This is a genomic window from Micromonospora ferruginea (assembly GCF_013694245.2).
GTDB classification, from domain to species: Bacteria; Actinomycetota; Actinomycetes; order Mycobacteriales; family Micromonosporaceae; genus Micromonospora; species Micromonospora robiginosa.
This window is the reverse complement of sequence record NZ_CP059322.2, coordinates 605,767-632,358: the sequence shown is the minus strand read 5'-3', so window position 1 is coordinate 632,358 and position 26,592 is coordinate 605,767. Positions and strand designations below refer to the sequence as shown.

Below are 26,592 nucleotides of genomic sequence, written 5' to 3'. Positions count from 1 at the left end.
CGCATCCTCAACGACGGTCCAGCGCGATCACCACGATCGCCGGCAGGACCAGCAGCAACAACACGACCAACGCCAGCCGCAGCGCGAGGTCGTCGACGAAGTTCCAGATGCCGACCACCGCGACGGCGGTGAGCAGCACGATCGCCGCCCGCTCACCCCGGCTGTGCCGGCGCAGCCGGCCGGTACGGCCCCGGCGCAGCCGCGGCGTCAGCCGGCGTACCACCGAACGGCGCCGCTCCCGGCGCGCCACCCGGCGGGCCCGCGCGGCGCGTTCCCGCTCCTGGTCGGCCTCGCGCGCCGCCCGGCGCCGCGCCCGTTCCTTACTCACCCCAGACTTCCGAGCCAGTTGCGCAGCAACGCCGCGCCGGTGTCGGCCGACTTCTCCGGGTGGAACTGGGCGGCCGACAACGCGCCCCGCTCGACCGCGGCGACGAAGTCGGCGCCGTGGTGCGCGGTGGTCACGGTGGCGCCGGCGGCGGCCGGCGCGGCCGGGTCGGTGACCCCGTAGGAGTGCACGAAGTAGAACCGGGCGTCCGCCGGCAGGCCGGCGAACAGCGCCGAGCCCTCCGGGGCGTGCACGGTGTTCCAGCCCATGTGCGGCAGGCGTGGCGCGGGCAGCCGGGTCACGCCGCCGGGCAGCAGCCCGAGGCCCTTGGTGACCACGCCGTGCTCCTCGCCGTGCCCGAAGAGGACCTGCATGCCGACGCAGATGCCGAGCACCGGACGCCCGGCGGCGACCCGTTCGGCGATGACCGGGCCGGCGCCCAGCTCCTCGATCCCGGCCATGCACGCGGCGAACGCGCCGACGCCCGGCACCACCAGGCCGTCGGCGGCCGCGGCGGCGGCCAGGTCGGCGGTGACCGTCACGTCGGCCCCGGCCCGCTCCAGCGCGCGCTCGGCCGAGCGCAGGTTGCCCGAGCCGTAGTCGAGCACCACCACCCGCCGGGCCATCAGCTCTCCCCGGGCAGCAGCCACAGCACGCCACCGGCGGTGGCCAGCACCGCCAGCAGGCCGACGACCACCACGGCGGCGCGCGGCGCGCCCTGCTTGTGCAGCGACCACGTCCCGCCGACCAGCACGCCGGCCAGGATCAGCAACAGCGTCGGCAACACCTTCATCAGAGAGCGCCCTTCGTGGAGGGCACCACGCCGGCGCTGCGCGGGTCGATCGCGGTGGCCTCGCGCAGCGCGCGGGACACCGCCTTGAACTGGGCCTCCACCACGTGGTGCGCGTCCGGGTGGCCACCCGGACGGGCCGCCCGCAGCACGTCGACGTGCAGCGTGACCCGGGCCGCCTGGCCGAACGACTCCCAGATGTGCCGGGTCATGCTGGTCGGGTAGACCGGCCCGATGTACGGCGACAGCGCCGGCTCGTCGTGCACCACGTACGGCCGGCCGGACAGGTCGACCGCGGCGCGGACCAGCACCTCGTCCATCGGGACGGTGGCCGAGCCGTACCGCCGGATGCCGGCCTTGTCGCCCAGCGCCCGGTCGAACGCCGCGCCCAGCGCGAGCGCGGTGTCCTCCATCGTGTGGTGCGCGTCGATCTCCAGGTCGCCGACCGTGTGCACGGTCAGGTCGAAGCCGCCGTGCCGGGCGATCTGGTGCAGCATGTGGTCGTAGAACCCGACGCCGGTCTCGATGTCGGCCTTGCCGGTGCCGTCCAGGTCGATCTCGACAAGCACCTTGGTCTCGTTGGTGACCCGCTCGATCCGGGCGGTGCGGTTCATGGCAGCTTCTCCATCGCGGACAGGAAGGCGTCGGTCTCGGCCGGGGTCCCGGCGGTCACCCGCAGCCAGCCGGGCAGGCCGACGTCGCGGACCAGCACGCCGGCGTCGAGCAGGGTACGCCAGGCGGCGCCCTGGTCGCCGTCGACGGCGAAGAGCACGAAGTTGGCGTCGCTGTCGGCCACCCGGTGCCCCCGCGCGCGCAGCTCGGCGACGATCCGGTCGCGCTGCTCCATGATCGCGGTGACGGTGCCGAGCAGCGCGTCCCGGTGGGCCAGCGCGGCGCGGGCGGCGGCCTGGGTGAGCGCGGAGAGGTGATAGGGCAGCCGGACCAGTTGCACCGCCGCCACCACCGCCGGGTCGGCGGCCAGGTAGCCCAGCCGGCCGCCGGCGAACCCGAACGCCTTGCTCATCGTGCGGGTCACCACCAGCCGCGGGTGGCCGGGCAGCACGGCCAGCGCGCTGACCGTGCCGGGCCGGGCGAACTCGGCGTACGCCTCGTCCACCACCACCATGCCGGGCGCCTCGGCCAGCACGGCGGCGACCACGGACGGGTCCAGCGCGGTGCCGGTCGGGTTGTTCGGCGAGCAGAGGAAGACCACGTCCGGCCGGTGCGCGCGCACCTGGGCGACCGCGTCGGCGGCGGTGAGCCCGAAGTCGGCGCCCCGGACGCCGGCCACCCACCCGGTGCCGGTGCCGAGCGCCAGCAGCGGGTGCATCGAGTAGGCCGGGGTGAAGCCGAGCGCGGTCCGCCCCGGGCCGCCGAACGCCTGGAGCAACTGCTGCTGGATCTCGTTGGAACCGTTGGCCGCCCACACGTGCTCGACGGTCAGCCCGTGCCCCAGGTACCCGGCCAGGTCGGCGCGCAGCGCCACCGCGTCGCGGTCCGGGTAGCGGTTGAGGTCGCGCAGCTCGGCCGCGACGGCCTTGCCGATCGCCTCGACCACCGGCTCGGGCACCGGATAGGAGTTCTCGTTGGTGTTCAGCCGCACCGCCACGTCGAGCTGCGGCGCCCCGTACGGCGTGCGCCCGCGCAGGTCGTCCCGGATCGGCAGGTCGTCGAGCGTGGTCACGACACGCCACCGGGGAAGCGGACGCTGACCGCCTGGCCGTGCGCCGGCAGGTCCTCCACGCCGGCCAGGGTGACCACGTGCGGGGCCACCTCGCGCAGCGCCTGCTCGGTGTATTCGACCAGGTGCACGCCGCGCAGGAAGGACTGCACGGACAGGCCCGAGGAGTGCCGGGCGCAGCCGCCGGTGGGCAGCACGTGGTTGGACCCGGCGCAGTAGTCGCCGAGCGACACCGGCGACCAGGCGCCCACGAAGATCGCGCCGGCGTTGCGCACCCGCAACGCCCACTCGCGGGCGTTCTCGGTCTGGATCTCCAGGTGCTCGGCCGCGTACGCGTCGACCACCCGCAGCCCGGCCTCCAGGTCGTCGACGAGGACCACGCCGCTCTGCTCGCCGCGCAACGCGGTGCCGATCCGCTCGGCGTGCTTGGCGGCCGGCGCCTGCCGGGCCAGCTCGGCGTCGACCGCGTCGGCCAGCTCGGTCGACGGGGTGACCAGCACGCTGGCCGCGAGCGGGTCGTGCTCGGCCTGGCTGATCAGGTCGGCGGCGACGTGCGCCGGGTTGGCGGTGTGGTCGGCCAGGATCGCGATCTCGGTCGGGCCGGCCTCGGCGTCGATGCCGACCACGCCGCGCAGCAGCCGCTTCGCGGCGGTGACCCAGATGTTGCCCGGCCCGGTGATCATGTCGACCGGCTCGCAGCGCTGCTCGCCGGCCGGGTCGACGGCGGCGCCGTAGGCCAGCATGGCGACCGCGTGGGCGCCGCCGACCGCGTACACCTCGTCGACGCCGAGCAGCGCGCAGGCGGCCAGGACCCGGCGGTCCGGCAGGCCGTCGTTCTCCTTCTGCGGCGGGCTCACCACCACCAGCGAGCGCACGCCGGCCGCCTGGGCCGGGACGACGTTCATCACCACGGTCGACGGATACATGGCCAGGCCGCCGGGGACGTAGAGGCCCACCCGGTCGACCGGCAACCACCGCTCGGTCACCGTGCCGCCGGCGACCACCCGGGTGGTGTGGTCGGTGCGGCGCTGGTCGGCGTGGACCCGGCGGGCCCGGGTGATCGACTCCAGCAGGGCGGCGCGGACCTGCGGATCCAGGTCGCCCTCCGCGGCCCGGATCACCTCGACCGGCACCCGCAGGTGCTCCGGGGAGACGCCGTCGAACCGTTCGCTGGCCTCCCGGATCGCCGGGTATCCATGCTCCCGGACCGCCTCGACCAGAGGACGGATCCGCTCGACCGCCACGGAGACGTCGAGCTGGGCACGGGGCAGCAGGCGGCGCGGGTCGGGCACCCCGCCGCGCAGGTCGATCCGAGTCAGCACGCCTGCGAGTCTAGGCCGCCACCGGTCGGGCCGGCCGGGCGCGCCCGCACGGCGGGACGGTGAGCCGGGACACGCCGAGCGGGCGCGAGGGGGATACCCTCGATCACGTGAGCGCACGGCTGCCGGTGTTCCCGCTCGGGACCGTCCTCTTCCCCGGGCTTGTCCTTCCCCTGCACATCTTCGAGGAGCGCTACCAGGCGCTGGTGCGCCATCTGGTGGGGCTGCCCGAGGGCGCGCCGCGCGAGTTCGGCGTGGTCGCGATCCAGGCCGGCTGGGAGGTGGCGCAGGCCGGGCCGCCGGGGCGCCCCGAAGCCGGGCTGACCGGCGGCGAGATCACCCTGCACGAGGTGGGCTGCACCGCCGAGCTGCGGCAGGTCACCGAGCTGACCGACGGCGGGTTCGACATCGTCACGGTGGGCCGGCGCCGGTTCCGCATCGCCGAGATCGACGACGCCGCCGAGCCCTACCTCACCGCCGAGGTGGAGTGGCTCCCGGAGCCGGCCGGCCCGGACGAGGTGGCCGACATGCTGGCGGCCCGGGTGATCTCGGTGTTCCGGCACTACCTCGGCCTGATCCGCCCCGAGCAGGAGGAGATCTCCGAGCAGCTCCCGGAGGACCCGACCGTGCTGTCGCACCTGGTCGCGGCGACCGCCGCGCTGACCGTCGCGGACCGGCAGCGGCTGCTCGCCATCGACGACACCCCGGACCGGCTCCGCGCCGAGCTGCGCCTGCTCCACCGGGAGACGGCGCTGCTGCGCCAGGTCCGGGCGGTGCCGGTGCCGCTCAGCGAGCTGGCGGGTCTCCCGGCGCCGAACTGATCCCCGGCGGCGGCGACTGCCCACCCCCGGTTCCGGGCGCGGGCGGGCCGTAACCACCGACGCCCGGCGCGGGCCAGCCGTCCGGGCCGGCGCCCGGCGCGGGCACCCAGTCGTCACCCGGCTCCGGCTCCGGGCGCAGCGACGGCCAGCGCGACCAGCCGGCCAGCAGCGTGTACGTGACGGCCGCGCCGAACGCCGCGAGCAGCAGGTTGCCGTGCGGCAACGGCAGCGGGCCGAACCAGTCGACGCCGCCGGCGCGCAGGTCGGCGGGCTTGGTGAAGTCGGTGCCCGGCGGCGCGGTGTCCAGCAGCCGCTGAAACGTCGCCAACCCGATCCGGCGGCCGACCTGCCAGGCCACCACGGCCGCGCCGAGGCCGCCCAGGGTGACCGCGAGCAGCCCGGCCGGGCCCCGCCGGCGGCGCAGCAGCACCCACAGGGCGATCGCGGAGAGCACCCCGAAGCCGAGCGCGAGGAGGCTGAACCAGCCGTCGGCCGCGATCGGCTGCTCCGGCTGCGGGACGGCGTAGACCGCGCCGTCCGGGGTCTGCCGCACCGGCGTGCCCGGCGCCAGCCACGCCCAGAGCAGCCCCAGCGGCACGCCGAGCGCGGTGAGCAGCGCCGTCACGCCGAGGGCCACCACCACGGCCCGGCCGTCACCGCGTCGCGCCACGGTCGTCGCGCCGGGCGCGAACGGGTCCGGGTGGCCCGCCCACGGTTCGGCGGTCGTCGCGCCGGGCGCGGACGGGGACGCCTCGGCGGGCGGGCGGCCGGCGGCGCCGGGGCGGTCGGCGGTCCGCTCGGGATCAGGGGTGTCCGGGCTCACCCGGTGATCCTCTCAGGCCCGGGCCGGCCGTGGGGCGGTGGTCGGCGGTCAGCGCGCGAACGGCTCCAGCATCACCGAGGCCGCCTTCAGCCAGGCGTTGCGGGTCTCCGCCTGGAGCTGCGGATATTCGATCGAGGAGCCGGTCTCCAGCGCGGGGTCGTAGGGCACCACGGCGACCGCCCGGGTGCGGGTGGCGAAGTGCCGTTCCAGGTCGTCCTGGAGCGAACTGCGCCCCGGCGTCGGGCAGGAGATCAGCGTGACCGCGTTGTCGGCCAGCTCGCCCATGCCCACCTCGTGCAGCAGGTCGAGCATCCAGTCGGCGCTGAACGCGGCGTCCTCGCGCGGCACGGTGGTCACCACGAGCTGGTCGGCCGCCTGCATGACGGTGCGCCAGTTCGGGCTCTCCACGTTGTTGCCGGTGTCCACGCAGACCACCTCGTGGGTGCGACGCAGCAGCTCCAGCACCCGCTTGACGGTGAATTGGTCGAGCCGCTGGGCGAAGCGCGGGCTCTCCTCGCCGGCCAGCACGTCGTACGAGCCGTCGGCGGCGTGCCGCAGGTAGTCGTCGAGCTGCGACAGCAGGGAGTCGCCCTCCAGGATCTCGATCTGGGCGAGATCCTGCACCAGGTGCCGGATGGTGCGCGCGTGCCGGGCGCTGCCGGCGCGCAGGCCGAGCGTGCCCCGCAGTTCGTTGTCGTCCCAGGCGAGGACGCCACGCCCGCGGACGCTGCCCACGCTGGCCGCGGCGAGCACGGTCGCGGTGGTCTTGTGCACGCCGCCCTTGGGGTTGGCGAAGGCGAGCACCCGGGGGGTGCCCAGCTCGCGGCGGAGCACCCCGGTCGCGCGCTCCAGCTCGGCGTCCGGTTCCGGGGCGCGCCACTGCGCCCGCGCCGGGTCGAGCCGGCCCGCTCGGGCCCCCACCGGGCGGCGCGGGGCGGGCACCACCGGTTGCTCCGGCGCCGGCGGGATCCCGGGCCGGTAGCGGCCCCGGTCGAGCAGGGCGTAGCGGGACTCGGGCGGCGGCGCGGCCGGGCGGTAGCCGCCGTCGAGCAGGGAGTATCGCGACTCGACCGGCGCCTCGGCCCGCCCGCGCGGCTCCGGCTCGGGCCGCCAGGACGGCTCGGCCGGCGGATCGGCCACGTAGGACGGGTCGGCACGCCACGACGACGGCTCGGCCCGCGGCTCGATCGTCGACTCCGCCGGGTAGGACGGGTCGGCACGCCAGGACGGCTCGGCCCGCGGCTCGGGCGCGTAGGACGGCTCGGCGCGCCAGGACGGCTCGGCCACCGGCTCCGGGTCGGTGCGGTAGGCCGGCTCCGCCCGGTAGGCGGGCTCGCCGTCGTAGCGCGGGTCGGCGCGGAAGGCCGGGTCGACCCGGAACGTGGCCTCGGCCCGGTAGCCGGGTTCGGCGCCGTACGACCCGTCGGCGGCACGGCCGACCGCGGCGGCACGGCCGGTCCAGCCGGTGCCGGCGCCCCGGTGGGGCAGCGGATCCGGAGGCGGCAGCGGGCTCTCCTCGGCGCGTCGGTCGGCGTCGGCGTGCTCCGCGCCGCGACCGCCGAGCCGGGCCCGGTCGAGCAGCGCCCGCCACCGCGGTGCCGGCTCGCCCTGCCGACCCCAGCCGGTCTCGCTGCCGTCCAAGGATTCGCCCTCCCCCAGCCCATCGATCTCCGCCTGACAGGCTACGAACGAAACCCTATTCGGACCACTCCCCGCGCCGCACATCGGCCGGTGGCTCTCCTCACCGTGGCACCCGGCCGACGGCCGCGTACCCGGATGTCTCAGGAGGTGGGAGCGGGATTGGGCGAGGCGGTCCCGGCGGCGCGCGACCGGCCGGTGGGTGAAGGTGCGCTCACTGTCGGTGCGGCTTCCGACGAATCGCCCATTCCGTCGCCCGCCTCCGCCCCGGTGTCGGCCGGTGGGCGGGCCACGTCGCGCTGCTCCGGCAGGGGCGGGGTGAACACGGCCCGGTCCAGCCGGGTCACCTCCGGCGCCGGGTCCACCGCCCGCACCCCGGCCCGCCCGGCGAGCGCGCGCAACGCGTCCGGCGCGCCGCGCACCACGGCGGCGTAGACGCAGGCGCACCCGGCCCGGTAGCCGGCCGCCTCCCGGGCCGCGACCGACGCGTCGGTGTCGTACCGGCGGCGGAGCCCGGCGTCGGCGGCGGCGCGGGCCCGGTAGTCCGCGGCCTCCCGGTCCTTGCGCCCGGCCACCTCGGCCATCCCGCCGACCACGTCGTCGGGCAGGCGCAGCGCGGCGATCCGGACGATCTCGGTCTGCCGGCCCGGCAGCGGCACCCGCGCGAGCACCGCCGACACCGGCGCGCCGGCCAGCGTGGTCGCCACCCCGGCCGGGGTCAGGTAGTCCCCGAACGAGACCAGCGCCCAGCCGTCCGGCGCGTCCAGCCGGGCCAGCTCGTCGGCGGCGGCGCCCAGGTAGGCCGGCACGGACGCGCCGTCGGCCACCCCGACCCGGGTCACCTCGCCGACCGTGCGGTCGCCCACCGGCTCGTCCCGCCGCTGCGCCACCGCGACCAGCAGCACCACCAGCGCGCAGCCGAGCGCGAGCCAGCTCAGCAGCGGGGCACGGGACCGGCGCGGCGGCCGGGCGTCGTCGCTCACGGTCAGTCGCGCAGGATCTCCAGCGCCCGGGCCAGGTCGTCCGGGTAGTCGCTGACGAACTTGACGTCCTCGCCGGTGCGCGGGTGCCGGAAGGTCAGCGAACGGGCGTGCAGCCACTGCCGGGACAGCCCGATCCGGGCCGACAGGGTCGGGTCGGCGCCGTAGGTCAGGTCACCCACGCAGGGATGCCGCAGCGTGGAGAAATGCACCCGGATCTGGTGCGTCCGCCCGGTCTCCAGCCGCACGTCGAGCAGGCTGGCCGAGGGGAACGCCTCCAGCGTGTCGTAGTGGGTGATGCTGGGCTTGCCGCCGGAGACCACCGCCCAGCGGTAGTCGTGGTGCGGGTGCCTGTCGATCGGCGCGTCGATGGTGCCGCGCAGCGGGTCCGGGTGGCCCTGCACCACGGCGTGGTAGCGCTTCTCCACCTCGCGCTCCTTGAACGCCCGCTTCAACGCGGTGTAGGCCAGCTCGCTCTTGGCCACCGCCATGATCCCGGTGGTGCCCACGTCGAGGCGGTGCACCACACCCTGCCGCTCGGCCGCGCCGCTGGTGGAGATCCGGTGACCGATGCCGGCCAGCCCGCCGATCACGGTCGGGCCGGTCCAGCCGGGGCTCGGGTGCGCCGCCACCCCGACCGGCTTGTCCACCACCACGATGTCGTCGTCGGCGTAGACCACGGTCAGGCCGGGCACGGCCTGCGGCACCACGGTCGGCGGGGCGGCCGGCGCGGGCAGCGTGACCTCCAGCCAGGCGCCGGCCCGCACCTTGTGCGAGTTGGCCCGGGCCACGCCGTCGACGAGCGCGTCGCCGGCGTCCACCAGCGCCGCCGCGGCGGTGCGGGACAGCCCGAACAGCCGGGACACGGCCTGGTCCAGCCGCATGCCGTCGAGGCCGTCCGGAACGGGCAGGGACCGCTGGTCGCCACCGGTGGCGTACGCGGCGGTCATGCCCGCTCCCGCTCGTCGGCCGGGGCGTCGTCGGTGGCCTTCTCGGCGCGGGCCCGGGAGCCGTCGCGCTGCCGGCCGGTCAGCTCCAGGATGACCGCCAGCACCACGCCGCAGCACAGCGAGCTGTCGGCCAGGTTGAACACCGGGTAGTACTCGCCGTACGGGCCGAACAGGCTGATCATGTCGACCACGTGGCCGACGAAGTGGCCGGGGGCCCGGAAGATCCGGTCGGTCAGGTTGCCCAACGCCCCGCCCAGCACCAGGCCCAGCGACACCGCCCAGGGCAGCGAGCGCAGCCGCAGCGCCATCCAGCCGATCCACCCGATCACCGCGAACGTGATCAGCGGGAAGACCCAGGTGTGGTCGGAGCCGATGCTCCAGGCGGCGCCGCTGTTGCGGGTGAGGGTGAACCAGACGGCCCCGCCGAGCACCGACACCGGCTCCCGGCCGGGCAGCTCGCTGAGCGCGAGCTGCTTGGTGCCCAGGTCCGCGAGGAGCGAGACCAGGGAGATGCCGAGCAGCAGCGTGACCGCCCTGCGGCGGGGCGTGCCGGCGCCTGTCTCGGTGGTGCCGGACCCGGCGGGCGGTGCTGCGGTCATCTGCTCCCCATCGACGCTCGCGACGGTGGCGGTCACCGTCTGCCGTTCGGCCGCCGGGGAACGGACGTCAGCGCCGCTCCTCCAGCTGCTTGCAGCTCACGCAGAGGGTGGCCGACGGGAACGCGGCGAGCCGCTCCACCGGGATCGGGTTGCCGCACCGCTCGCACCAGCCGTAGCCACCCTCGTCGAGCCGCTCCAACGCGCGCTCGACCTGCGTGATCCGCTCCTTGATGCTGTTGGCGAGTGAGATCTCCTGCTCGCGCTCGAACGTCTTGGTGCCGGTGTCGGCCTGGTCGTCCCCGGCCGAGTCGGTCAGCCGGTCGCGCTGCAGCTCGGTGATCTCGCTCAGCGTCTGATCGTACTCGGCGTTCAGCTCGTCCCGCCGTGCCGCCAGCGCGGCCCGGATCTTCTCGGTCTCCGCCGCGCTGCGGGTGGCCTTCGCCACCGGCTTGCGGCCGGCGGTCCTGGTGTCGGCTGGCTTCGCCATCGTCAGCTCCCTCAGCCGCGGGACGCGGCGGTCAACGGTACGTGGGCAGGGGGCATCGGCGTGTCCCCCGCGAACGGAACGGGCACGCGGCGACCTCGCCGCGTACTCCGGAGGTTGGCAAGAATACGGAACGTACAGGCGTCCGACAACGTGCCGCACCGTCGCTCCGCTTTTCCGCCCCGAACAGCCACCAATCGGGGCAAAGGGAACGCTAGCAGATCAGCCGGTCCGGTCCTCGCCGTACTCGCCAAACCACCGGGCCAGGCGACCCCGCCGGCTCACCGCCCGCAACCGCCGCTCGGCGGCGTCCCGCACCCCGGCCGTGGCGACGATGAGCAGGCTGTCCCCCACCTTCAGCCGGGTGTCCGGGCCGGGCACGAAACCGACCCCGTCGCGCAGCACCAGGGTGACCGCCGCACCGACCGGCAGCCGCAGCTCGTCCACGTGCACCCCGGCCAGCCGGGAGCCGGACGGCACCTCCAACTGGAGCAGGTCGGCCCGCATCCGCTCCAGCGGAGCGGTCTCCAGCAGGATCTCGCTCGCCTCGGCCGGCGCGGTCACCCGCAGCCGGCGGGCCGCCGGGGCGAGCGTGCCCGCCTGGAGCAGCGTGAAGATCACCACCAGCACGAACACCGCGTCGAAGAGCCGGTCCGCGCCCGGCACCCGCAGCGACAGCGGGATGGTCGCCAACACGATCGGCACCGCGCCGCGCAGCCCGGCCCAGGAGAGGAAGAGCTGCTCGCGCAGCGGGACCCGGAACGGCAACGCGGAGACCGCCACCGACAGCGGCCGGGCGAACAGCAGCAGGGCCAGCCCGGTGATCACCGCCGGCAGCACCGCGGCGTCCAGCCGGCTCGGCGAGACCAGCAGGCCCAGCAGCACGAACAGGCCGATCTGGGCCAACCAGGCCAGCCCGTCGGCGAAGCCGAGGATCGCCTGCCGGTGCGGCAGGCGGGAGTTGCCCAGCAGCACCCCGGCCACGTAGACCGCGAGGAAGCCCGAGGCGTGCAGCACCGAGCCGGCCGCGTACGCCAGCACGGTGAAGCCGACCACCGCGATCGGGTAGAGGCCGGACGACGGCAGCGCGGCGCGGCGCAGCGCGTACCGCCCGGCCAGGCCGGCGCCCACCCCGACCGCCGCGCCGACCCCCAGCTCGTAGCCGAGCAGCAGCACCTCGTACCACCAGGGGTGGGCGGCCTCCACCCCGGCGCGGGACAGCAGCAGCACCAGCAGGACCACCGGGGCGTCGTTCATCCCGGACTCGGCCTCCAGCGTGGCCACCAGGCGCGGCGGCAGCCGCAGCCGGCGCAGGGTGGCGAAGACCGCCGCGGCGTCGGTGGAGGAGAGCACCGCGCCGTAGAGCAGCGACAGCCGCCAGTCCAGGCCGAGCAGCAGGTGCACCACCACGCCGACGACCGCGATGCTCACCACCACGCCCACCGTGGAGAGCGCGGCCGACAGGCCGAGCACCGGCCGCAGCAGGCTCCACCGGGCGCTCAACCCACCCTCGGCGATGATCACGATGAGCGCGCAGAAGCCGAGCACCCGGGTCAGCTCGACGTCGTCGAAGCGGATGCCCAGGCCGGCCTCGCCGATGAGCACGCCGAGCGCCAGGTAGACCAGCAGGCTGGGCACGCCGAGCCGGGTGGAGAAGCGCACCGCGCCCACCGCGACCAGCAGCACGGCGGCACCCACCAGCAGCGCGAGGTTCAGCCCCGGGGTCATCGCCGGCCGGCCCGCCGGTCGGTCACCCGACGCTGCCGTCGCGCAGCCGACGCAGCGCCTCGGGCAGCCCGTCGGCCGGACGCTCGATGTGGAAGAGCTTGTCCCGGCTGGCCGCGCCGGAGCGCAGCGACACCGCCGCAGGCCGGACGCCGAGCGCGTCGGCGAGCGCCCGCCGGGCCGCCTCGGTGGCCCGCCCGTCCACCGCCGGCGCGTGCACGGCGACGACCAGGGCCGGGCCGTACGGCCCGTCGAACCGGCCGCCGACCCGGGCGCGGGACGCACCCGGCTTCACGCGCACCGCGACGGTGAGCGGGGTGTCCGCGATCGTCATGGTCAGCGGGGCCGGGCGTCGGCGAGCAGCGTGGTGGCGGCGGCGCAGTGGGCGCACGGGGTGAAGCCGAGCCCGACCGCCTCGGCGACCGGCAACACCTCGTCCAGCCGGCCGACCAGGTGCGGGCAGTCGTCCAGGTGGAAACGGGGGTGGCCGTCGACGACCCGGACCTCGTCGGCGAGCCGGGTCAGCCGGGCCACCTGCCCGGCGGAGAGGAACTCGGCCGGCGGGTCGCCCTCGAACGGGCCGTCCGGCGCCGGCGAGGTGGGCGCCGGCGCAGCCGCCGGCGAGGAGGGCTCGGCCACCGGCGAGTACGACTCGGCCACCGGCGAATAGGGCTCGGCCGCCGGCGAGTAGGCGGCGGCCGTCGCGTCGTACGGCTCGGCCACCGGTGACCCGGGCGGTTGCCGCCACCCGGGTCCACCGGCGCCGACCGTGGACGTGTGGTGCGGGACCGGGCTCACCGGCTCGTCCGGGGACGGGCCGGTGGCTGCGGTCCGGGGACGCAGTCCGGCCTCCCGACCGGCCGCGGCCCGGTTCGCGGCCGCCTGGCGGGCGAACACGACGAAGGCCACGGCGGACAGCAGGCTGGCCGCGATCGAGACGATCAGCAACGAGCTGGACCCACCGGCCAGCCCGACCACCAGCAGCACGACCGCGACGAGGATGAGCAGGACGCTGGCGGCTATCACGGCTCACCCCCGGCCGCGTCGTGTCGGACTGGTGTGGCCGGTGGCCGCCACGGGGACGGCCACCGACTCGGGATCAGCGGCCGGACTCCAGGGAGCCGCCGCGGCCGCCGCCGAAGGAGCCGGCGAGGCCCGCCGTGGCGAGGCCGTTGCTGCCGCCGGCGGCACGGTTGCCCTCGCGGTTCATCTCGACCTCGATGCCCTGGCCGCGACCGTCGAGGTCACGCAGCTGGCTCTCCAGGTAGGCCTTGAGGCGGGTGCGGTACTCGCGCTCGAACTGCTTGAGCTCCTCGATGTGCTTCGACAGCGCGGTGCGCTTGGCGTCCAGGCCGCCCATGGCCTCCTGGTGCCGCTGGCGGGCGTCCCGCTCCAGGGCGTCGGCCTTGGCCCGCGCCTCGCGGGTGACCTCCTCCGCCTTGGACCGGGCCTCGGAGAGCAGGCTGTCGGCCTCGCGGCGGGCGTCGGAGACGTGGTCGTCGGCGGTGCGCTGGGCCATCATGAGCACGCGCAGCGCCTGCTGCTCGCCGTCCCCGGTCACCCCCGCCGGGCCGCCCTGGGCGCGCACCTGCTCGAGCTCGGACTGCATCGCCCGGGCCGCCTGCTCGGCGGCCGCCTTGTCGCGCTGCACCCGGTCGAGCTGGGCCTTGACGTCGTTGAGCTCCGCCGCGAGCCGGGCGTCGCCGCCGGGGCCGGCGGGTGCGCCACCCCGACCGCCGCGCTCCACCTGGGCACGCAGCTCGTTGTTCTCCTCGATCAGACGGGCCAGCTCGCGCTCGACCTCGTCCAGGAAGGCGTCGACCTCCTCCTCGTCATACCCCCGCTTGCCGATCGGCGGCTTTTTGAAGGCGACGTTGTGGACGTCGGCCGGGGTCAGCGGCATCGAAACTCCTCGGGTCAGTTGCGGCCGCGAAAGCGCTCTGGTCAGGCGAACGCCACGATCAGGCGCTGTAACACGAACTCCATCAGCACGAACAGGATAACCAGGAGCACAAGGGAGGCCAGGTCGATGCTCACGGTACCAATTCGCAGTGGTGGGATCACACGCCTCAACGCGCGCAGGGGCGGATCAGTGACGCTCCACACGACTTCCAGTCCCGCCGACGCTCCCCGCCCCGGTTGCCACCGACGACCGTAGGCCAGGACGGCTCCAAGGACAAATCGGGCCAATAGGACAAGCAAGAAGAAGTAGAGCAGCAGGTAGAGCACCTGGAACAGGATCGACAACACGGCAGGCGACGTCCCTCGGTCGTGCGGGATTAGCTCAGACTGAAAAAGCCGCCCTCAGCGATCTTGGCCTTGTCCTCCGCGGTGACCTGGACGTTGGCCGGTGAGAGCAGGAACACCCGGTTGGTCACGCGCTCGATCGTACCGCGCAGGCCGAACGCGAGCCCGGCGGCGAAGTCGACCAGTCGGCGGGCGTCCGCCTCGTCCATCTCGGTGAGATTGATGATCACCGGCACGCCGTCCCGGAAGTGCTCGCCGATGGTCCGCGCCTCGCGGTAGGTGGTCGGGTGCAGCGTGGTGATCTGGTAACGCTGCTCGTCCTCCGGGGCCACCGCCCGCTCGCGCGGCGAGGCCTGCGGCGCCAGGGCGAGATTGTCCCGGGTGTGGTAGGTCAGCGAGCCGGAGGTCTCGCCGGTGGAGGACCGGGTGATCGACCGCACGCTGGAACGCTCGGCGCGCTCCGGACGGTCGAGTCGCTCGGCCTCGGACCGGTCGGTGTCGACCGAGCGGCCCGTGGCGCGCTCGGACAGCCGGCCCCGGTCGCCGGTGCGGGCCCGGGGCGCCGGCGGCTCCTCGGACTCGTCGTCGTCCTCGTCGGCGAACTCCTCGGCGTACCGGCTCGACCGGTAGCGCGAGTCACGGTAGCCACCCTTGTCGTAGCCGCCGTCCTCGTACGCCCGCTCGTCGTCCTCCTCGACGAGACCGAGCCAGACCCCCGCCTTGCGCAGTGCACCCATCCCCGCGCCCTTCCGTCCGCCATGCGGCACGCGCCCCCGTGCCGTGTCGCTTGATCACAAGTGGACGATCATGCCCACCGGACCGGATCGGCAATCCCCTGGCGCGCGGTTCGCGGCCCGCCCGCCACGGCCCCCGGCTACGGGAACGCCGTCCTGAACAACACTGATGTAATTTGCTTCCGTCGCGGCCAGGCTACCCCAGCGTGGGGCGCATTCCGAGCAACGCGCTGCCGACGCGGACATGTGTCGCGCCGTGATTGATCGCGCTCTCCAGGTCGCCGCTCATCCCCGCCGACACCGCCGTCGCACCCGGATGGTCGGCCCGCAGCCGCGCCGCCACCTCGGCCAACCGGGCGAACGCCCGGTCCGGCTCCCAGCCCAGCGGGGCCACCGCCATCAGGCCGGCCAGCCGCAGCCCGGCCGCGCCGGCGACCGCCGCGGCCACCGGGTCGAGGCCCCGCTCCGGGTCGGCGACACCCGGCAGCGCCCCGCCCCGGGCCGGGTCACCGTCGATGCTCACCTGCACCAGCACGTCCAACGGCCGGTCCCGGACCTCGGACGCGGCGGTGTCCAGGGCGGCGGCCAGCCGGACGCTGTCCACGGACTGGACCACGTCGGCGTACCGGACGACCGAGCGGGCCTTGTTGCGCTGCAGCCGGCCGATGAAGTGCCAGCGCGGGGTCACGCCCGCGCCGGCCACCTCCACCGCCTTGGGCGCCGCCTCCTGGTCGCGGTTCTCCCCCACGTCGGTGACCCCGAGCCCGGCCAGCGCGACCACGTCGACGGCCGGGTACGTCTTGGTCACCGCGACCAGGGTGACCTCACCGGTGTCCCGGCCGGCGGCCGCGCAGGCGTCGGCGACGCGCGCGCGTACCCGGGCCAGCCCGGCCGCGAGTTCGGCGCGACGCTCGGGTCGCACCGTGGTGGGTGAGTCCGTCATCGGCGCGGCTCAGGACCCGTTCTTGAGGAAGTCGGGCACGTCGACGTCGTCGAAGAGCACCCGGCGCGACGGCTGCTGCGGGGCCGGCATGGTGGCCGGCGGGCTCACCGGCGCGCTCGGCTGCGCCGGCGGGTTCTGGTTGCTCTTGCGCGGCGGCTCGACCGCCTTGTACGCCGGCGTGCCCCCGTCGAACCCGGCCGCGATCACGGTCACCCGCACCTCGTCGCCGAGCGCGTCGTCGATGACCGCGCCGAAGATGATGTTGGCGTCCGGGTGGGCCGCGTCGGTGACGAGCTGCGCCGCGTCGTTGATCTCGAACAGGCCGAGGTCCGAGCCACCGGCGATGGAGAGCAGCACGCCCCGCGCGCCGTCCATGCTCTGCTCCAGCAGCGGGCTGGAGATGGCCGCCTCGGCCGCCTCGACGGCGCGGTTCTCGCCCCGGGCGCTGCCGATGCCCATCAGCGCGCTGCCGGCGCCGCTCATCACGCTCTTCACGTCGGCGAAGTCCAGGTTGATCAGGCCCGGCGTGGTGATCAGGTCGGTGATGCCCTGGACACCGGAGAGGAGCACCTGGTCCGCGGTGCGGAACGCGTCCATCATGGAGATGTTGCGGTCACCGAGGGCGAGCAGCCGGTCGTTCGGGATCACGATCAGGGTGTCGCACTGGTTGCGCAGCTCCTCGATGCCGGCCTCGGCCTGCACCTGCCGGCGCTTGCCCTCGAACGAGAACGGCCGGGTGACCACGCCGATGGTGAGCGCGCCGAGCTTGCGGGCGATGTTCGCCACCACCGGCGCGCCGCCGGTGCCGGTGCCGCCGCCCTCGCCGCAGGTGACGAAGACCATGTCGGCGCCCTTGAGCACCTCCTCGATCTCGTCGCGGTGGTCCTCGGCGGCGTTCTTGCCGACGTCCGGGTTGGCGCCGGCGCCCAGGCCCCGGGTCAGCTCCCGGCCCACGTCCAGCTTGACGTCGGCGTCGCTCATCAGCAACGCCTGCGCGTCGGTGTTGATCGCGATGAACTCGACGCCCTTGAGCCCAACCTCGATCATCCGGTTGACGGCGTTCACGCCGCCGCCCCCGATGCCGACGACCTTGATGACCGCCAGGTAGTTGTGCGGAGGTGTCATCTCCGGTCCTTTCCCTTCGAGATTGGCATGGGCCGACCCCACACGGCTTGGCCGGACCAGAGGAGAACCCTCACCCTCTACTAGAGGCTTAGAGTTATGTCAACCACTGATCTCTTCGGGGCAACGTATGCGCCGCCGCGCCAGGAGCCAAGGACCCCCTCCGGCGTGTCGCCGTCCGAGCGGCCCGCGACACACCGGCCGGCCGCTGACCCGCGGGTCACTGGAACGTGACCACGTCCGGCGCGCTGACGTCGATCCGGTCGGCCTTCCGGGGCAGCAGGGTGGTGGCCACCGTGGACTTGTCCCGGCTGCGCGAGGCGTCGCCCCAGAAGACCTGCCGGTCCCCCCGCAGCAGCAACGTGATCCGGGCCAGCCCGGCCACGTCCACCGCCACCAGCTCGGCGCGCAGCTTCTCCCCGAGCGAGGCGAGCACCGCCAACCCCGCCCGGGTGCCCGGATCGTCCGGACCCGGCCGGACCACCCGGACGAGCGGCAGCCCCTCCGGCGCCCGGTCCGCGCGCTGGAACACCACGCCGGCGGCGTCGACCACCACGAACCGGTCGCCCTGCGGCACCGCCGCCACCGGCACCCGCTCGACCACCCGGACGACCAGGGCGCCCGGCCAGTCCCGCTCCACCGTGGCCCGGGCCACCGGTGGCAGCGCGCCGACCCGGCGCGCGGTCGCGGCCAGGTCCACCCGGGCCAGCGGCGTGTCGTCCGGCACCGCCGCCGCGTCCCGGATCTCCACCGGCGTGACCAGCCGCGCGCCGACCACCCGCACCTCGCGGACGCCGAACAGGCCGGTGCCGAGCACCGTCCAGGCGACCAGCGCGGCGACCACCAGCACCGCCGCCGCCACCGCCCAGGGCAGCGCCGCCCGCATCCGCCGCTGCCGGGCCCGGGCCATGAACCGCCGGGTCGACGGCGGCACGGCGTCCGCGCCGGCCCGCACCAACTGCCAGCGCCGGACCGGGCTGCGCCGTCCCGCCCCGCCGTCCTGGCCGGGGGTGCGGCCGCGGGCCGGGCCGGGACTCATCCGGCGGGGGTCGCCGCGCCGTCCGGGCCGACGCCCAGGGCGGTGGCACCACCGGTACGCGCCAGCAGGGCGTCCAGCAGCGGGTCACCCATCAGCGAGATCGGTGGCGCACCCATGGTCACCACCACGTCGCCGGGACGGGCCCGGCGGGCCACCTCGGCCGGCACGTCGTCCCACGCGTCGACGAAGACCTTCCGCTCCGCCGGCAGCGGCACCGCCTCGATCAGTGCGGCCGACCCCTCGCCGGGCTGGCGCAGCTCGCCGGGGCCGAACACCTCCAGCAGCACCAGCTCGTCGGCGATGCCGAGCGCGGCGGCGATCTCCGCCTGCAGGTCCCGGGTGCGGTAGAGCCGGTAGGGCTGGAAGACCACGATCAGCCGCCCGTCGCCGGCCACCTCGCGCAGCGTCTGCAGCGCCAGCGTCATCGAGGTCGGGTGGTAGGCGTACTCGTCGTAGACCAGCACGCCGTCCGCGACGCCCTTGCGCTCGAAGCGCCGGCGCACGCCGGGGAACGCGCCGAGCGCGGCCTCCGCCGCCGCCACCGGCAGCTCCAGCAGGTACGCGGCGAGCACCGCGGCGGCGCTGTTGAGCGCCATGTGCCGGCCCGGGACCGGCAGCCGGATCTCGCCCAGCGACCGGCCCTCGATCTCGGCCAGGTAGCGCACGCCCTGCGCCGACGAGGTGACGTCACTCATCCGCAGGTCCGCGTCGGCGGACTCGCCGTACGTCCAGACCCGGCGGCCCCCGGCCCGCAGCGTCTCGGCCAACCGCCGCCCACCGGGGTCGTCGGCGCACGTGACGACGAAGCCGTCCGGGTCGGTGAGCGCGGCGAACTCGGCGAACGCCGCCTCCAGGTTCGCCAGGTCGCCGTAGGTGTTCAGGTGGTCCGCCTCGACGTTCGTGACGATCGACACGTACGGGCGGTAGATGAGGAAGGAACGGTCGCTCTCGTCCGCCTCGACCACGAAGTGCTCGCCGGTGCCGTGGTGCGCGCCGGAGCCGACCTCGGAGATCTCGCCGCCGATGACGAAGGACGGGTCGGTGCCGGCCTGCTGGAGCACCATGGTGATCATCGACGTGGTGGACGTCTTGCCGTGCGTGCCGGCCACCGCCACCGTGCGGCGGCCGGTCATCGCGGCCGCGAGCGCCTCGGAGCGGTGCAGCACCCGCAGGCCCCGCCGTCGCGCCTCGACCATCTCCAGGTGGTCCTGCGGGATCGCCGAGGAGTAGACGACCGTGTCCACTCCGTCGAGGTTGGCCGCCTCGTGACTCATGTGGATCGTCCCGCCCAACGCCCGCAGGCCGGCCAGGGACGGCCACTCCCGCAGCTCGCTGCCGGAGACCGGCAGGCCGCGGGTGAGGAAGAGTCGGGCCAGCCCGGCCATCCCGACCCCGCCCACCCCGATCAGGTGGATCCGGCCCAGGTCCTCCGCGGTCATCGTGCCGGCGGGCGTGAACTGCGCGGTGTTCATTCCGAGTACCTTCCCGTCGCGACGTCCCGCATCAGCGGGACACCGCCTCGTAGACGAAGTTCAGCAGGGCCACGTCGCCGTCGCGGCGGCCGTAGCCGGCCGCGGCGTGGCTCATCGCCCAGAGCCGCTGCGGGTCCCGGATCAGCGGGACCACCGTGCGCTCCACCCAGGCCGGGGTCACCTCGGCGTCGTCGACCAGCAGCCCGCCGCCGGCCTCAACCACGGGCAGCGCGTTGCGCTTCTGCTCCTGGTTGCTGTGCGGATAGGGCACGTAGACCGTGGGCAGGCCGATCGCGGCCACCTCGGCGCAGGTCATCGCGCCGCCCCGGCCCAGCATCAGGTCGGCCGCCGCGTAGCCCAGCTCCATCTCGGACAGGTAGGGCAGCGTCACGTACGGCACCGGCAGGTCGGTGGGGACGGACACCGGCTCGTTGCGGGCGCCGATCACGTGCAGCACCTGCACGCCGTTGCGGGCCAGCTCCTTGGCGGCGCCGGACACGGCCAGGTTGATCGAGCGGGCGCCCTGCGAGCCGCCGGCCACGAACAGCACCGGCAGGTCGGGGCGGAGCCCGAAGTGGGCGCGGGCGGCGTCGCGCAGGGCGGCGCGGTCCAGCCCGGCGATGCCGCGGCGCAGCGGCACCCCGACCACCCGCGCGTCGCGCAGCGCCTCGGACTGCGCCGGCTGGTGCGGGAAGCCCACCGCGACGTGCTTGGTGAACTTCATGCCCATCCGGTTCGCCACGCCCGGCGGCACGTTCACCTCGTGGATGACGATCGGCAGGTCCCGGCGCCACGCGGCCAGGTAGCCGGGGACCGAGACGTACCCGCCGAAGCCGACCACGGCGTCGGCCTGCACCTCGTCGATCACCTTGCCCGCCGCGCGGGCCGCCTTCCACATCCGGTCCGGGGTGCGCACCAGGCTCATGTTGACCGACCGGGGGAGCTGGTAGGCCGGGATCTGCCGCAGGTCGTAGCCGGCCGGCGGGATCAGCTCGTTCTCCAGGCCCTTCGGCGTCCCCAGGCAGGTGATGCGGACGCTCGGGTCGTGTCGGCGCAGGCAGTCGGCGAAGGCGAGCAGCGGGTAGATGTGCCCACCCGTGCCCCCTCCGCAGAGCACCACCGAACGCAGCGGACCCATCAGCGTCTCCTCTCGCTCGCCGAGCCGGCGCGCGTCCGGTCGGACCGGACACCGCGGGCCGCGGCCTGTTCGTCGCGCCGACGCTGGCGGGACCGGGGCACGGACCCTCGGTCCGCCGGGGGCGGCGCCGGTCGGCGACGCCGACCGGGAAGCGGCGGCAACGGGGCCCACACTAGTCGGACCCACCGGGCCGGCGGACGGGCGTGCAGCGCACGGGCCGCGTCCGGCTCGGCGCGGGCGAAGGAGGCGAGCATGCCGATCGCGGCCAGCGTCACCACCAGGGCGCTGCCGCCGTCGGAGATGAACGGCAACGGCACGCCGGTCAGCGGCAGCAGCCCGGTGACCCCGCCGATGTTGATGACGGCCTGACCGACCAGCCAGGCGGTGACGCCGGCGGCGGCGAGGCGGCGGAACGGGTCCTCCACCCGGCGGGCGATCCGCATGCCGGTGTACGCGAGCACCGCGAACAGCACCAGGATCACGGTGCAGCCCACCACGCCCAGCTCCTCGGCGACGATGGCGAAGATGAAGTCGTTGTGCGCCTCGGGCAGCCAGCCGTACTTGAAGCTGCTCTGCCCCAGCCCGACGCCGAACCAGCCGCCGTTGCCGATCGCGTAGCGGGCCTGGATGAGCTGGTAGCAGTTCTCCAGCTCCTGGTCGAAGCAGGTCTTGGGCGAGGGCGGGTCGAGCCACATGGTGAGCCGGCCCAGCCGGTAGTTGTCGGCGTCGCGGGAGCCGGAACCGGCGCCGAGCGACGCCACCGCGACCAGCAGGCCGATGCCGAGCAGGCCGATCGCGGAGAGCGAGGCGAAGACCCGCCCCCGCACCCCGGCCGCCCAGAGCAGGCCCACCACCAGCGCCAGCAGGCACAGCATGCTGCCCAGGTCGTTGTAGCCGACCAGCACGAAGAGCAGGCCGACCACCGGGAACAGCGGGGTGGCCAGCTCCCGCCACCAGCCCAGCGCGGCGCCCTTGCGGGCCAGCACGTGCGCGCCCCACAGCACCAGCGCGAACTTGGCCACCTCGACCGGCTGGAGCGAGATCGGGCCGAGGTAGAGCCAGAGCAGTTGGGCCTTAAGCGGGCCGATCGACGTGACCCCGAACAGCGACTGGAGCGCGACCAGCAGGTTGAGCAGGAGCAGCAGCGCCACCGCCACGCCGAGCGCGGGTCGGCTCACCGCCCGGAAGGTGCGCGCGGGCAGCCGCTGGCAGGCCCAGAACGCGCCCACGCCGATCACCGCGAACACGGCCTGCTTGGTCAGCGAGGCCGACGCGTTGCCGTCCAGCACGTAGTCGCGCACGCTGGTCGCCGAGAAGACCATGGTCAGGCCGATCAGCAGCAGCAGGCCGGCGCTGGAGAGCAGCAGGTAGTAGGAGGCCAGCGGCCGGGCCAGCAGGCCGCGCAGCGCGGCCAGGCCACCGGCCGGGTCCCACCGGGTCCCGCCGGCCGGCGGTTCTGACGGCGGCGTGGCCGCGGGCGCGCGGCGGGCCGGCGGATCGTTGGTGACCTGGATGTCTCGTCCCTCCCCCACCCGCTCATCATGGCGGCTCGACCCGCCCGCCCGTGGCGCAACCGCCCGGTCGGCGTGTCGGATCGTAAGGAGGGGCCCCTTTAACAGACGTCTGTTAAAAGGGGGCCCCTCCTTACACCTAGCTCACCGCGGCGAGGAACTCGCTGTAGAACAGCCCCAGCGCAATCGCCACCCCGATCCCAGCGATGATCCAGAACCGGACCACGATGTTGACCTCGCTCCAGCCGGCCAGCTCGAAGTGGTGCTGCAACGGCGACATCCGGAACACCCGCTTGCCGGTGGTACGGAACGAGATGATCTGGATGACCACCGACATCGTGATGATCACGAAGAGGCCGCCCAGGATCGGCAGCAGCAGGATGGTGCGGGTGGACATCGCCATGCCGGCGATCAGGCCGCCCAGCCCGAGCGCGCCGGTGTCGCCCATGAAGATCCGGGCCGGCGACGTGTTCCACCAGAGGAAGCCGACGCAGGCGCCGGCCGCGGCGCCGGCGATCAGCGCGATCTCCAGCGGGTCGCGCACCGTGTAGCAGTAGGACTCGGTGTAGTTCGGGTCCGCGCACCAGTGCCGGTACTGCCAGAACGCGATCAACGCGTACGCGGCGAGCACCATCACCGAGGCGCCGGTGGCCAGGCCGTCCAGGCCGTCGGTGAGGTTGACGCCGTTGGTCGCCGCCATCACCACCATGATGATGACGATCACCGCGCCGATCTTGCCGATCTCCAGCGCCGGGACGTCCCGGATGAAGCTCAGCGTGGTGCTGCCCACCGTCTCGGTGTTCGTCGCGTTGCCGCTGACGTCGGTCATGCTCGACGGGAAGTAGACCGCCACCGCGCCGAAGACCGCGCCGACCAGGATCTGCCCGGCCAGCTTGCCCCGCTTGTTGAGGCCGCCGCTGTGCCGCTTGCGGACCTTGAGGAAGTCGTCGATGAAGCCGACCGCGCCGGAGAACACCATCAGCCCCAGCAGCACCAGCGCCGTGATGGTCGGCTCGACCTGGGCGATCTGCGCGTCCGGCAGCGTGGTCAGGGCCAGGTGCCCGGCGACGTACGCGATGACCGTGGCCAGGATGAAGACCACGCCGCCCATCGTCGGCGTGCCCTTCTTGCCCTCGTTGCTGGCGAGCCCGAGGTTCGACCGGATCGGCTGGCCGGCCTTCAACCGGGCGAACACCTTGATCGCGATCGGGGTGCAGAACAGCGAGATCAGGAACGCGACCCCGATGGCGACGATGACCGCCCTCATGCGGCGCCGCCCTCCGTCGCCGCCTCCCGGGCGTCCGCGCGCAGCGCGTCGGCCACCTCCCAGGTCCGATACCGCGAGCCCTTCACCAGCACCACGTCCCCTGGACGCAGCTCGCTCCGCAGCACCTCGACGGCCGCCGCCTGATCGGTGAGCAGCACCGACTCTCCTCCCCAGTTGCCTACCGCTGTCGCGCCCTCGTGGATCGGCGCCGCCGGCTCGCCCACCACGAGCAGCCGGTCCACTCCCAACTCGGCCGCGAGCCGGCCGACCTGCTGATGCCCCTCCCACTCGAAGTCGCCCAGCTCGGCCATGTAGCCGAGCACCGCGACGGTACGCCCCTCACCGCGCATGCTGGCCAACGCCCGAAGCGCCACGCCGGTGGAGGCCGGGTTCGCGTTGTACGAGTCGTCGATCACGACCACCCCGTCGGGACGCTCGAAGACGTCCATCCGCCGGGTGGAGACCAGGCCCAGCTCGCCCAGCGCCGCCGCCAGGTCGGCCAGCGGCAGGCCCAGCTCGCGGGCGACCGCGGCGGCGGCCAGCGAGTTGGACACCTGGTGCCGGCCGGTCAACCCGAGCCGCACCGGGACGCGCCCCTCCGGCGTCACCAGCGTGTACGACGGCCGGCCCCGGCCGTCCAGCGTCACGTCCTCGGCGCGCACGTCGGCCTGCGCCGACTCGCCGTACCGGACCACCCGGGCCTCGGTCCGCCTCGCCATCGCGTCGACCCGGGGGTCGTCGGCGTTGAGCACCGCCAGCCCGTCGGCGGGCAGCGCCTCGACCAGCTCCCCCTTGGCCAGCGCGATGGTCTCCACCGAGCCGAACTCGCCGATGTGCGCCACCCCGACGTTGAGCACCACAGAGATCCGCGGCGGCACCACGTCGCACAGGTAGCGGACGTGGCCCACGCCGCGGGCGCCCTTCTCCATCACCAGGAAGCGGGTCTCCGGCGTGGCCTGCAACGCGGTGTACGGGTGCCCCAACTCGTTGTTGAACGAGCCGGGCGGGGCCACGGTCGGGCCGAGCCGCACCGCGAGCTGGGCGATCAGGTCCTTGGTGGTGGTCTTGCCGGACGAGCCGGTCAGCCCGATCACGGTCAGCCCGGGCAGCCGGTCGACCACCGTGCGCGCCAGCCGGCCCATCGCGTCGAGCGGGTCGTCGACCAGCACCATCGGCACGCCCGGCACCTCACGGGTGCCGAGCACGGCGACCGCGCCCGCGTCCACCGCGCCGGCCGCGTAGTCGTGGCCGTCCACCCGCTCGCCGGCGAACGCGACGAACAGCCCGCCCGGGGCCACCTTGCGGGAGTCGAACTCGACCGTCCCGGTGACCCGGGCGTCCGGGTCGGCGCCGGCCAGCCGGCCACCGACCGCCGCGGCCACCTCGGCCAGCGTCAGCGGGATCACCGCTGACCCACCAGGTCGCCGAAGCGGGCGCGCAGCGCGGTCGCCAGCTCCACCCGGTCGTCGAACGGCAGCACCTCGCCGCCGATCTCCTGGCCGCGCTCCTGGCCCTTGCCCAGCACCGCCACCACATCACCCGGTTCGGCCACCCGGACCGCCTCCTCGATCGCCGCCCGCCGGCCGGGCACCTCGATGACGCGGGCCGACGTGGTGGCCGCATATGCGCCGGCCAGCACCTCGGCCCGGATCGTGGCCGGGTCCTCGGTCCGCGGGTTGTCGTCGGTCACCAGCACCACGTCCGCCCCCCGGGCGGCCACCTCGCCCATCACCGGCCGCTTGCCGCGGTCTCGGTCGCCGCCGGCGCCCACCACGCAGACCAGCCGGCCGTCGGTCAGGCCGCGCAGCGCGGCCAGCACCGCCTCGATCGCGTTCGCCTTGTGCGCGTAGTCGACCACGCCCCGCACCGGCGCGTCGCCGCTGACCAGCTCCAGCCGGCCGGGCACGCCGCCGCACGCGGCCACCCCGCCGGCCGCGGTGACCGGGTCGACCCCGGCGGCCACCAGCGTGGCGACGGCCAGCAGCGCGTTGGCCACGTTGTGCCGGCCGGGCAGCGCCACCCCGGTGGGCAGCGCCGGCGTGTCCGGGCCGTGCAGCGTGAAGCGCTGCGCGTAGCCCTCGCCGTCGATCTCCTCGGCCCACCAGGTGGCCTCCGGGTCGCCGGCGGCCGAGTAGGTCACCGTGGCGGGCCTGCGCAGCGGGCGCAGCGCCGGGTCGTCGTGGTTGAGCACCTCGACCCGGCAGCGGCCGTCGAACAGCCGGGCCTTGGCGGCGAAGTAGTCCGCCTCGTCGGCGTGGAAGTCGAGGTGGTCGGAGCCGAAGTTGGTGTAGCCGCCGACGTCGAACCGGACGCCGCCGACCCGGCCCATGGCGAGCGCGTGGCTGGACACCTCCATCACCACCGCGTCCACCCCGCGCTCGCGGGCCACCGCCAGCATGGCGTGCAGGTCGGTGGCCTCCGGGGTGGTCCGGACGCTGTCCACCACCAGGTCGCCCAGCCGGGTCTCCACGGTGCCGATCAGGCCGGTGGTGTGCCCGGCGGCGCGCAGGCCGGACTCGATCAGGTAGCTGGTGGAGGTCTTCCCGGCGGTGCCGGTCACCCCGATCACGGTGAGCTGCGCGGTCGGGTCGCCGTAGATCCTGGCGGCGACCTCACCGAGCACCCCCCGGGCGTCGTCGACGACCAGCACGGGCAGGCCCGACCCGGCGGCCAGCGGCACGCCGGCCGGATCGGTCAGCAGGGCCACCGCGCCGGCGTCGGCCGCGGCGGCGGCGAACTCCGCGCCGTGCCGGCGGGCGCCGGGCAGTGCGGCGTACAGGTCGCCGGGGCGGACCTCCTGGCTGGCGTGGGTGACGCCGGTGACGGCCAGCTCGGCGGCCCCCTCCGGCGTGGGAACGGCCAGCCGGGCGGCGAGGTCGCCGAGCCGGACGGGCAGCACGGTGGCGGGACGTGGATTGCCGGACACGGCGTCAGACCCTACCCGGTCGTCCGGTTCCGACCGCACAGCCGCCCCGGTGGTTCGT

Annotated in this window: 28 protein-coding genes; 1 reads left to right on the top strand and 27 read right to left on the bottom strand. The window is 74.8% G+C overall.

The window, feature by feature from the left end:
* Window positions 1-7: 7 nt before the first annotated feature.
* The 6 genes from H1D33_RS03055 to hisD are packed head-to-tail and all read right to left on the bottom strand — an operon-like array spanning window position 8 to window position 4,118.
* Entirely contained in the window at window positions 8-328 is a 321-nt protein-coding gene (locus tag H1D33_RS03055) for a hypothetical protein (RefSeq protein WP_181569501.1), read from the bottom strand.
* Window positions 325-951, bottom strand: a complete 627-nt coding sequence (hisH, locus tag H1D33_RS03050; protein WP_181569502.1) for an imidazole glycerol phosphate synthase subunit HisH — start codon at window positions 949-951, stop codon at window positions 325-327. Before hisH ends, H1D33_RS03055 begins: the two co-directional genes overlap by 4 nt.
* Window positions 951-1,118, bottom strand: a complete 168-nt coding sequence (locus tag H1D33_RS03045) for a hypothetical protein (RefSeq protein ID WP_181569503.1) — start codon at window positions 1,116-1,118, stop codon at window positions 951-953. Before H1D33_RS03045 ends, hisH begins: the two co-directional genes overlap by 1 nt.
* Window positions 1,118-1,729: an imidazoleglycerol-phosphate dehydratase HisB gene (gene hisB, locus H1D33_RS03040; RefSeq protein ID WP_181569504.1), complete on the bottom strand. Its 612-nt coding sequence runs from the start codon at window positions 1,727-1,729 to the stop codon at window positions 1,118-1,120. The genes H1D33_RS03045 and hisB overlap by 1 nt, the downstream gene beginning before the upstream one ends.
* Window positions 1,726-2,799 carry a histidinol-phosphate transaminase gene (locus H1D33_RS03035; RefSeq protein WP_181569505.1) on the bottom strand — a complete coding sequence of 358 codons (1,074 nt, stop codon included), beginning with the start codon at window positions 2,797-2,799 and terminating at the stop codon, window positions 1,726-1,728. The genes hisB and H1D33_RS03035 overlap by 4 nt, the downstream gene beginning before the upstream one ends.
* On the bottom strand, window positions 2,796-4,118 hold the full coding sequence (hisD, locus tag H1D33_RS03030; protein ID WP_181569506.1) for a histidinol dehydrogenase: 1,323 nt from the start codon (window positions 4,116-4,118) through the stop codon (window positions 2,796-2,798). Before hisD ends, H1D33_RS03035 begins: the two co-directional genes overlap by 4 nt.
* A gap of 107 nt (window positions 4,119-4,225) precedes the next feature.
* Here hisD and H1D33_RS03025 point away from each other — a divergent pair, with 107 nt between their 5' ends.
* On the top strand, window positions 4,226-4,936 hold the full coding sequence (locus H1D33_RS03025) for an LON peptidase substrate-binding domain-containing protein (protein WP_181569507.1): 711 nt from the start codon (window positions 4,226-4,228) through the stop codon (window positions 4,934-4,936).
* On the opposite strand, the gene H1D33_RS03020 is transcribed toward H1D33_RS03025, so the two are convergent.
* The 21 genes from H1D33_RS03020 to H1D33_RS02920 form a co-directional block, all read right to left on the bottom strand.
* Window positions 4,902-5,759, bottom strand: a complete 858-nt coding sequence (locus H1D33_RS03020; protein ID WP_181569508.1) for a DUF2567 domain-containing protein — start codon at window positions 5,757-5,759, stop codon at window positions 4,902-4,904. The two genes, H1D33_RS03025 and H1D33_RS03020, sit on opposite strands and share 35 nt — an antisense overlap.
* Before the next feature lie 48 nt (window positions 5,760-5,807).
* On the bottom strand, window positions 5,808-7,400 hold the full coding sequence (locus H1D33_RS03015; protein ID WP_181569509.1) for an ATPase: 1,593 nt from the start codon (window positions 7,398-7,400) through the stop codon (window positions 5,808-5,810).
* A 140-nt stretch (window positions 7,401-7,540) separates the two neighbouring features.
* A complete protein-coding gene (locus H1D33_RS03010) occupies window positions 7,541-8,380 on the bottom strand; it encodes a hypothetical protein (protein ID WP_181569510.1) in 840 nt (279 codons plus the stop codon).
* 2 nt (window positions 8,381-8,382) lie between these two features.
* Window positions 8,383-9,327 carry an RluA family pseudouridine synthase gene (locus tag H1D33_RS03005; protein WP_181569511.1) on the bottom strand — a complete coding sequence of 315 codons (945 nt, stop codon included), beginning with the start codon at window positions 9,325-9,327 and terminating at the stop codon, window positions 8,383-8,385.
* Entirely contained in the window at window positions 9,324-9,926 is a 603-nt protein-coding gene (lspA, locus tag H1D33_RS03000) for a signal peptidase II (RefSeq protein WP_181569512.1), read from the bottom strand. The genes H1D33_RS03005 and lspA overlap by 4 nt, the downstream gene beginning before the upstream one ends.
* 67 nt (window positions 9,927-9,993) lie before the next feature.
* Entirely contained in the window at window positions 9,994-10,413 is a 420-nt protein-coding gene (locus H1D33_RS02995; protein WP_091268039.1) for a TraR/DksA family transcriptional regulator, read from the bottom strand.
* A 219-nt stretch (window positions 10,414-10,632) separates the two neighbouring features.
* On the bottom strand, window positions 10,633-12,138 hold the full coding sequence (locus H1D33_RS02990) for a potassium/proton antiporter (protein ID WP_181569513.1): 1,506 nt from the start codon (window positions 12,136-12,138) through the stop codon (window positions 10,633-10,635).
* A gap of 22 nt (window positions 12,139-12,160) precedes the next feature.
* A complete protein-coding gene (locus tag H1D33_RS02985) occupies window positions 12,161-12,469 on the bottom strand; it encodes a DUF167 domain-containing protein (RefSeq protein WP_181569514.1) in 309 nt (102 codons plus the stop codon).
* 2 nt (window positions 12,470-12,471) lie between these two features.
* Window positions 12,472-13,161 (bottom strand): hypothetical protein, encoded by a 690-nt coding sequence (locus H1D33_RS02980; protein WP_181569515.1) that lies wholly within the window; start codon window positions 13,159-13,161, stop codon window positions 12,472-12,474.
* A 73-nt stretch (window positions 13,162-13,234) separates the two neighbouring features.
* Window positions 13,235-14,038 carry a DivIVA domain-containing protein gene (locus tag H1D33_RS02975; protein ID WP_181569516.1) on the bottom strand — a complete coding sequence of 268 codons (804 nt, stop codon included), beginning with the start codon at window positions 14,036-14,038 and terminating at the stop codon, window positions 13,235-13,237.
* 41 nt (window positions 14,039-14,079) lie between these two features.
* Window positions 14,080-14,385, bottom strand: a complete 306-nt coding sequence (locus H1D33_RS02970) for a YggT family protein (protein WP_091059628.1) — start codon at window positions 14,383-14,385, stop codon at window positions 14,080-14,082.
* A gap of 29 nt (window positions 14,386-14,414) precedes the next feature.
* On the bottom strand, window positions 14,415-15,119 hold the full coding sequence (locus H1D33_RS02965) for a cell division protein SepF (protein ID WP_181569517.1): 705 nt from the start codon (window positions 15,117-15,119) through the stop codon (window positions 14,415-14,417).
* A gap of 193 nt (window positions 15,120-15,312) precedes the next feature.
* On the bottom strand, window positions 15,313-16,059 hold the full coding sequence (locus H1D33_RS02960) for a YggS family pyridoxal phosphate-dependent enzyme (protein ID WP_181569518.1): 747 nt from the start codon (window positions 16,057-16,059) through the stop codon (window positions 15,313-15,315).
* 9 nt (window positions 16,060-16,068) lie between these two features.
* Entirely contained in the window at window positions 16,069-17,184 is a 1,116-nt protein-coding gene (gene ftsZ, locus H1D33_RS02955) for a cell division protein FtsZ (protein WP_091059616.1), read from the bottom strand.
* Between the two features lie 217 nt (window positions 17,185-17,401).
* Window positions 17,402-18,220 carry a cell division protein FtsQ/DivIB gene (locus H1D33_RS02950; RefSeq protein ID WP_181569519.1) on the bottom strand — a complete coding sequence of 273 codons (819 nt, stop codon included), beginning with the start codon at window positions 18,218-18,220 and terminating at the stop codon, window positions 17,402-17,404.
* Window positions 18,217-19,692, bottom strand: a complete 1,476-nt coding sequence (gene murC, locus H1D33_RS02945; RefSeq protein ID WP_181569520.1) for a UDP-N-acetylmuramate--L-alanine ligase — start codon at window positions 19,690-19,692, stop codon at window positions 18,217-18,219. The genes H1D33_RS02950 and murC overlap by 4 nt, the downstream gene beginning before the upstream one ends.
* A gap of 31 nt (window positions 19,693-19,723) precedes the next feature.
* Window positions 19,724-20,830 carry an undecaprenyldiphospho-muramoylpentapeptide beta-N-acetylglucosaminyltransferase gene (gene murG / locus H1D33_RS02940; RefSeq protein ID WP_181569521.1) on the bottom strand — a complete coding sequence of 369 codons (1,107 nt, stop codon included), beginning with the start codon at window positions 20,828-20,830 and terminating at the stop codon, window positions 19,724-19,726.
* Window positions 20,830-22,362, bottom strand: a complete 1,533-nt coding sequence (locus H1D33_RS02935) for an FtsW/RodA/SpoVE family cell cycle protein (RefSeq protein WP_414685480.1) — start codon at window positions 22,360-22,362, stop codon at window positions 20,830-20,832. Before H1D33_RS02935 ends, murG begins: the two co-directional genes overlap by 1 nt.
* Window positions 22,363-22,480: 118 nt before the next feature.
* Window positions 22,481-23,608: a phospho-N-acetylmuramoyl-pentapeptide-transferase gene (gene mraY / locus H1D33_RS02930; protein WP_181569522.1), complete on the bottom strand. Its 1,128-nt coding sequence runs from the start codon at window positions 23,606-23,608 to the stop codon at window positions 22,481-22,483.
* Entirely contained in the window at window positions 23,605-25,014 is a 1,410-nt protein-coding gene (locus tag H1D33_RS02925; RefSeq protein ID WP_181569523.1) for a UDP-N-acetylmuramoyl-tripeptide--D-alanyl-D-alanine ligase, read from the bottom strand. Before H1D33_RS02925 ends, mraY begins: the two co-directional genes overlap by 4 nt.
* A complete protein-coding gene (locus H1D33_RS02920; RefSeq protein ID WP_181569524.1) occupies window positions 25,011-26,573 on the bottom strand; it encodes a UDP-N-acetylmuramoyl-L-alanyl-D-glutamate--2,6-diaminopimelate ligase in 1,563 nt (520 codons plus the stop codon). Before H1D33_RS02920 ends, H1D33_RS02925 begins: the two co-directional genes overlap by 4 nt.
* Between the last annotated feature and the right edge of the window lie 19 nt (window positions 26,574-26,592).

Bases quoted from the DNA above. Each gene is read 5' to 3' on its own strand.
- hisH (WP_181569502.1), bottom strand. From the start codon at position 951: ATGGCCCGGCGGGTGGTGGTGCTCGACTACGGCTCGGGCAACCTGCGC.
- H1D33_RS03045 (WP_181569503.1), bottom strand. From the start codon at position 1,118: ATGAAGGTGTTGCCGACGCTGTTGCTGATCCTGGCCGGCGTGCTGGTC.
- hisB (WP_181569504.1), bottom strand. From the start codon at position 1,729: ATGAACCGCACCGCCCGGATCGAGCGGGTCACCAACGAGACCAAGGTG.
- H1D33_RS03005 (WP_181569511.1), bottom strand. From the start codon at position 9,327: ATGACCGCCGCGTACGCCACCGGTGGCGACCAGCGGTCCCTGCCCGTT.
- lspA (WP_181569512.1), bottom strand. From the start codon at position 9,926: ATGACCGCAGCACCGCCCGCCGGGTCCGGCACCACCGAGACAGGCGCC.
- H1D33_RS02995 (WP_091268039.1), bottom strand. From the start codon at position 10,413: ATGGCGAAGCCAGCCGACACCAGGACCGCCGGCCGCAAGCCGGTGGCG.
- H1D33_RS02990 (WP_181569513.1), bottom strand. From the start codon at position 12,138: ATGACCCCGGGGCTGAACCTCGCGCTGCTGGTGGGTGCCGCCGTGCTG.
- H1D33_RS02985 (WP_181569514.1), bottom strand. From the start codon at position 12,469: ATGACGATCGCGGACACCCCGCTCACCGTCGCGGTGCGCGTGAAGCCG.
- H1D33_RS02975 (WP_181569516.1), bottom strand. From the start codon at position 14,038: ATGCCGCTGACCCCGGCCGACGTCCACAACGTCGCCTTCAAAAAGCCG.
- H1D33_RS02965 (WP_181569517.1), bottom strand. From the start codon at position 15,119: ATGGGTGCACTGCGCAAGGCGGGGGTCTGGCTCGGTCTCGTCGAGGAG.
- H1D33_RS02960 (WP_181569518.1), bottom strand. From the start codon at position 16,059: ATGACGGACTCACCCACCACGGTGCGACCCGAGCGTCGCGCCGAACTC.
- ftsZ (WP_091059616.1), bottom strand. From the start codon at position 17,184: ATGACACCTCCGCACAACTACCTGGCGGTCATCAAGGTCGTCGGCATC.
- H1D33_RS02950 (WP_181569519.1), bottom strand. From the start codon at position 18,220: ATGAGTCCCGGCCCGGCCCGCGGCCGCACCCCCGGCCAGGACGGCGGG.
- murC (WP_181569520.1), bottom strand. From the start codon at position 19,692: ATGAACACCGCGCAGTTCACGCCCGCCGGCACGATGACCGCGGAGGAC.
- murG (WP_181569521.1), bottom strand. From the start codon at position 20,830: ATGGGTCCGCTGCGTTCGGTGGTGCTCTGCGGAGGGGGCACGGGTGGG.
- mraY (WP_181569522.1), bottom strand. From the start codon at position 23,608: ATGAGGGCGGTCATCGTCGCCATCGGGGTCGCGTTCCTGATCTCGCTG.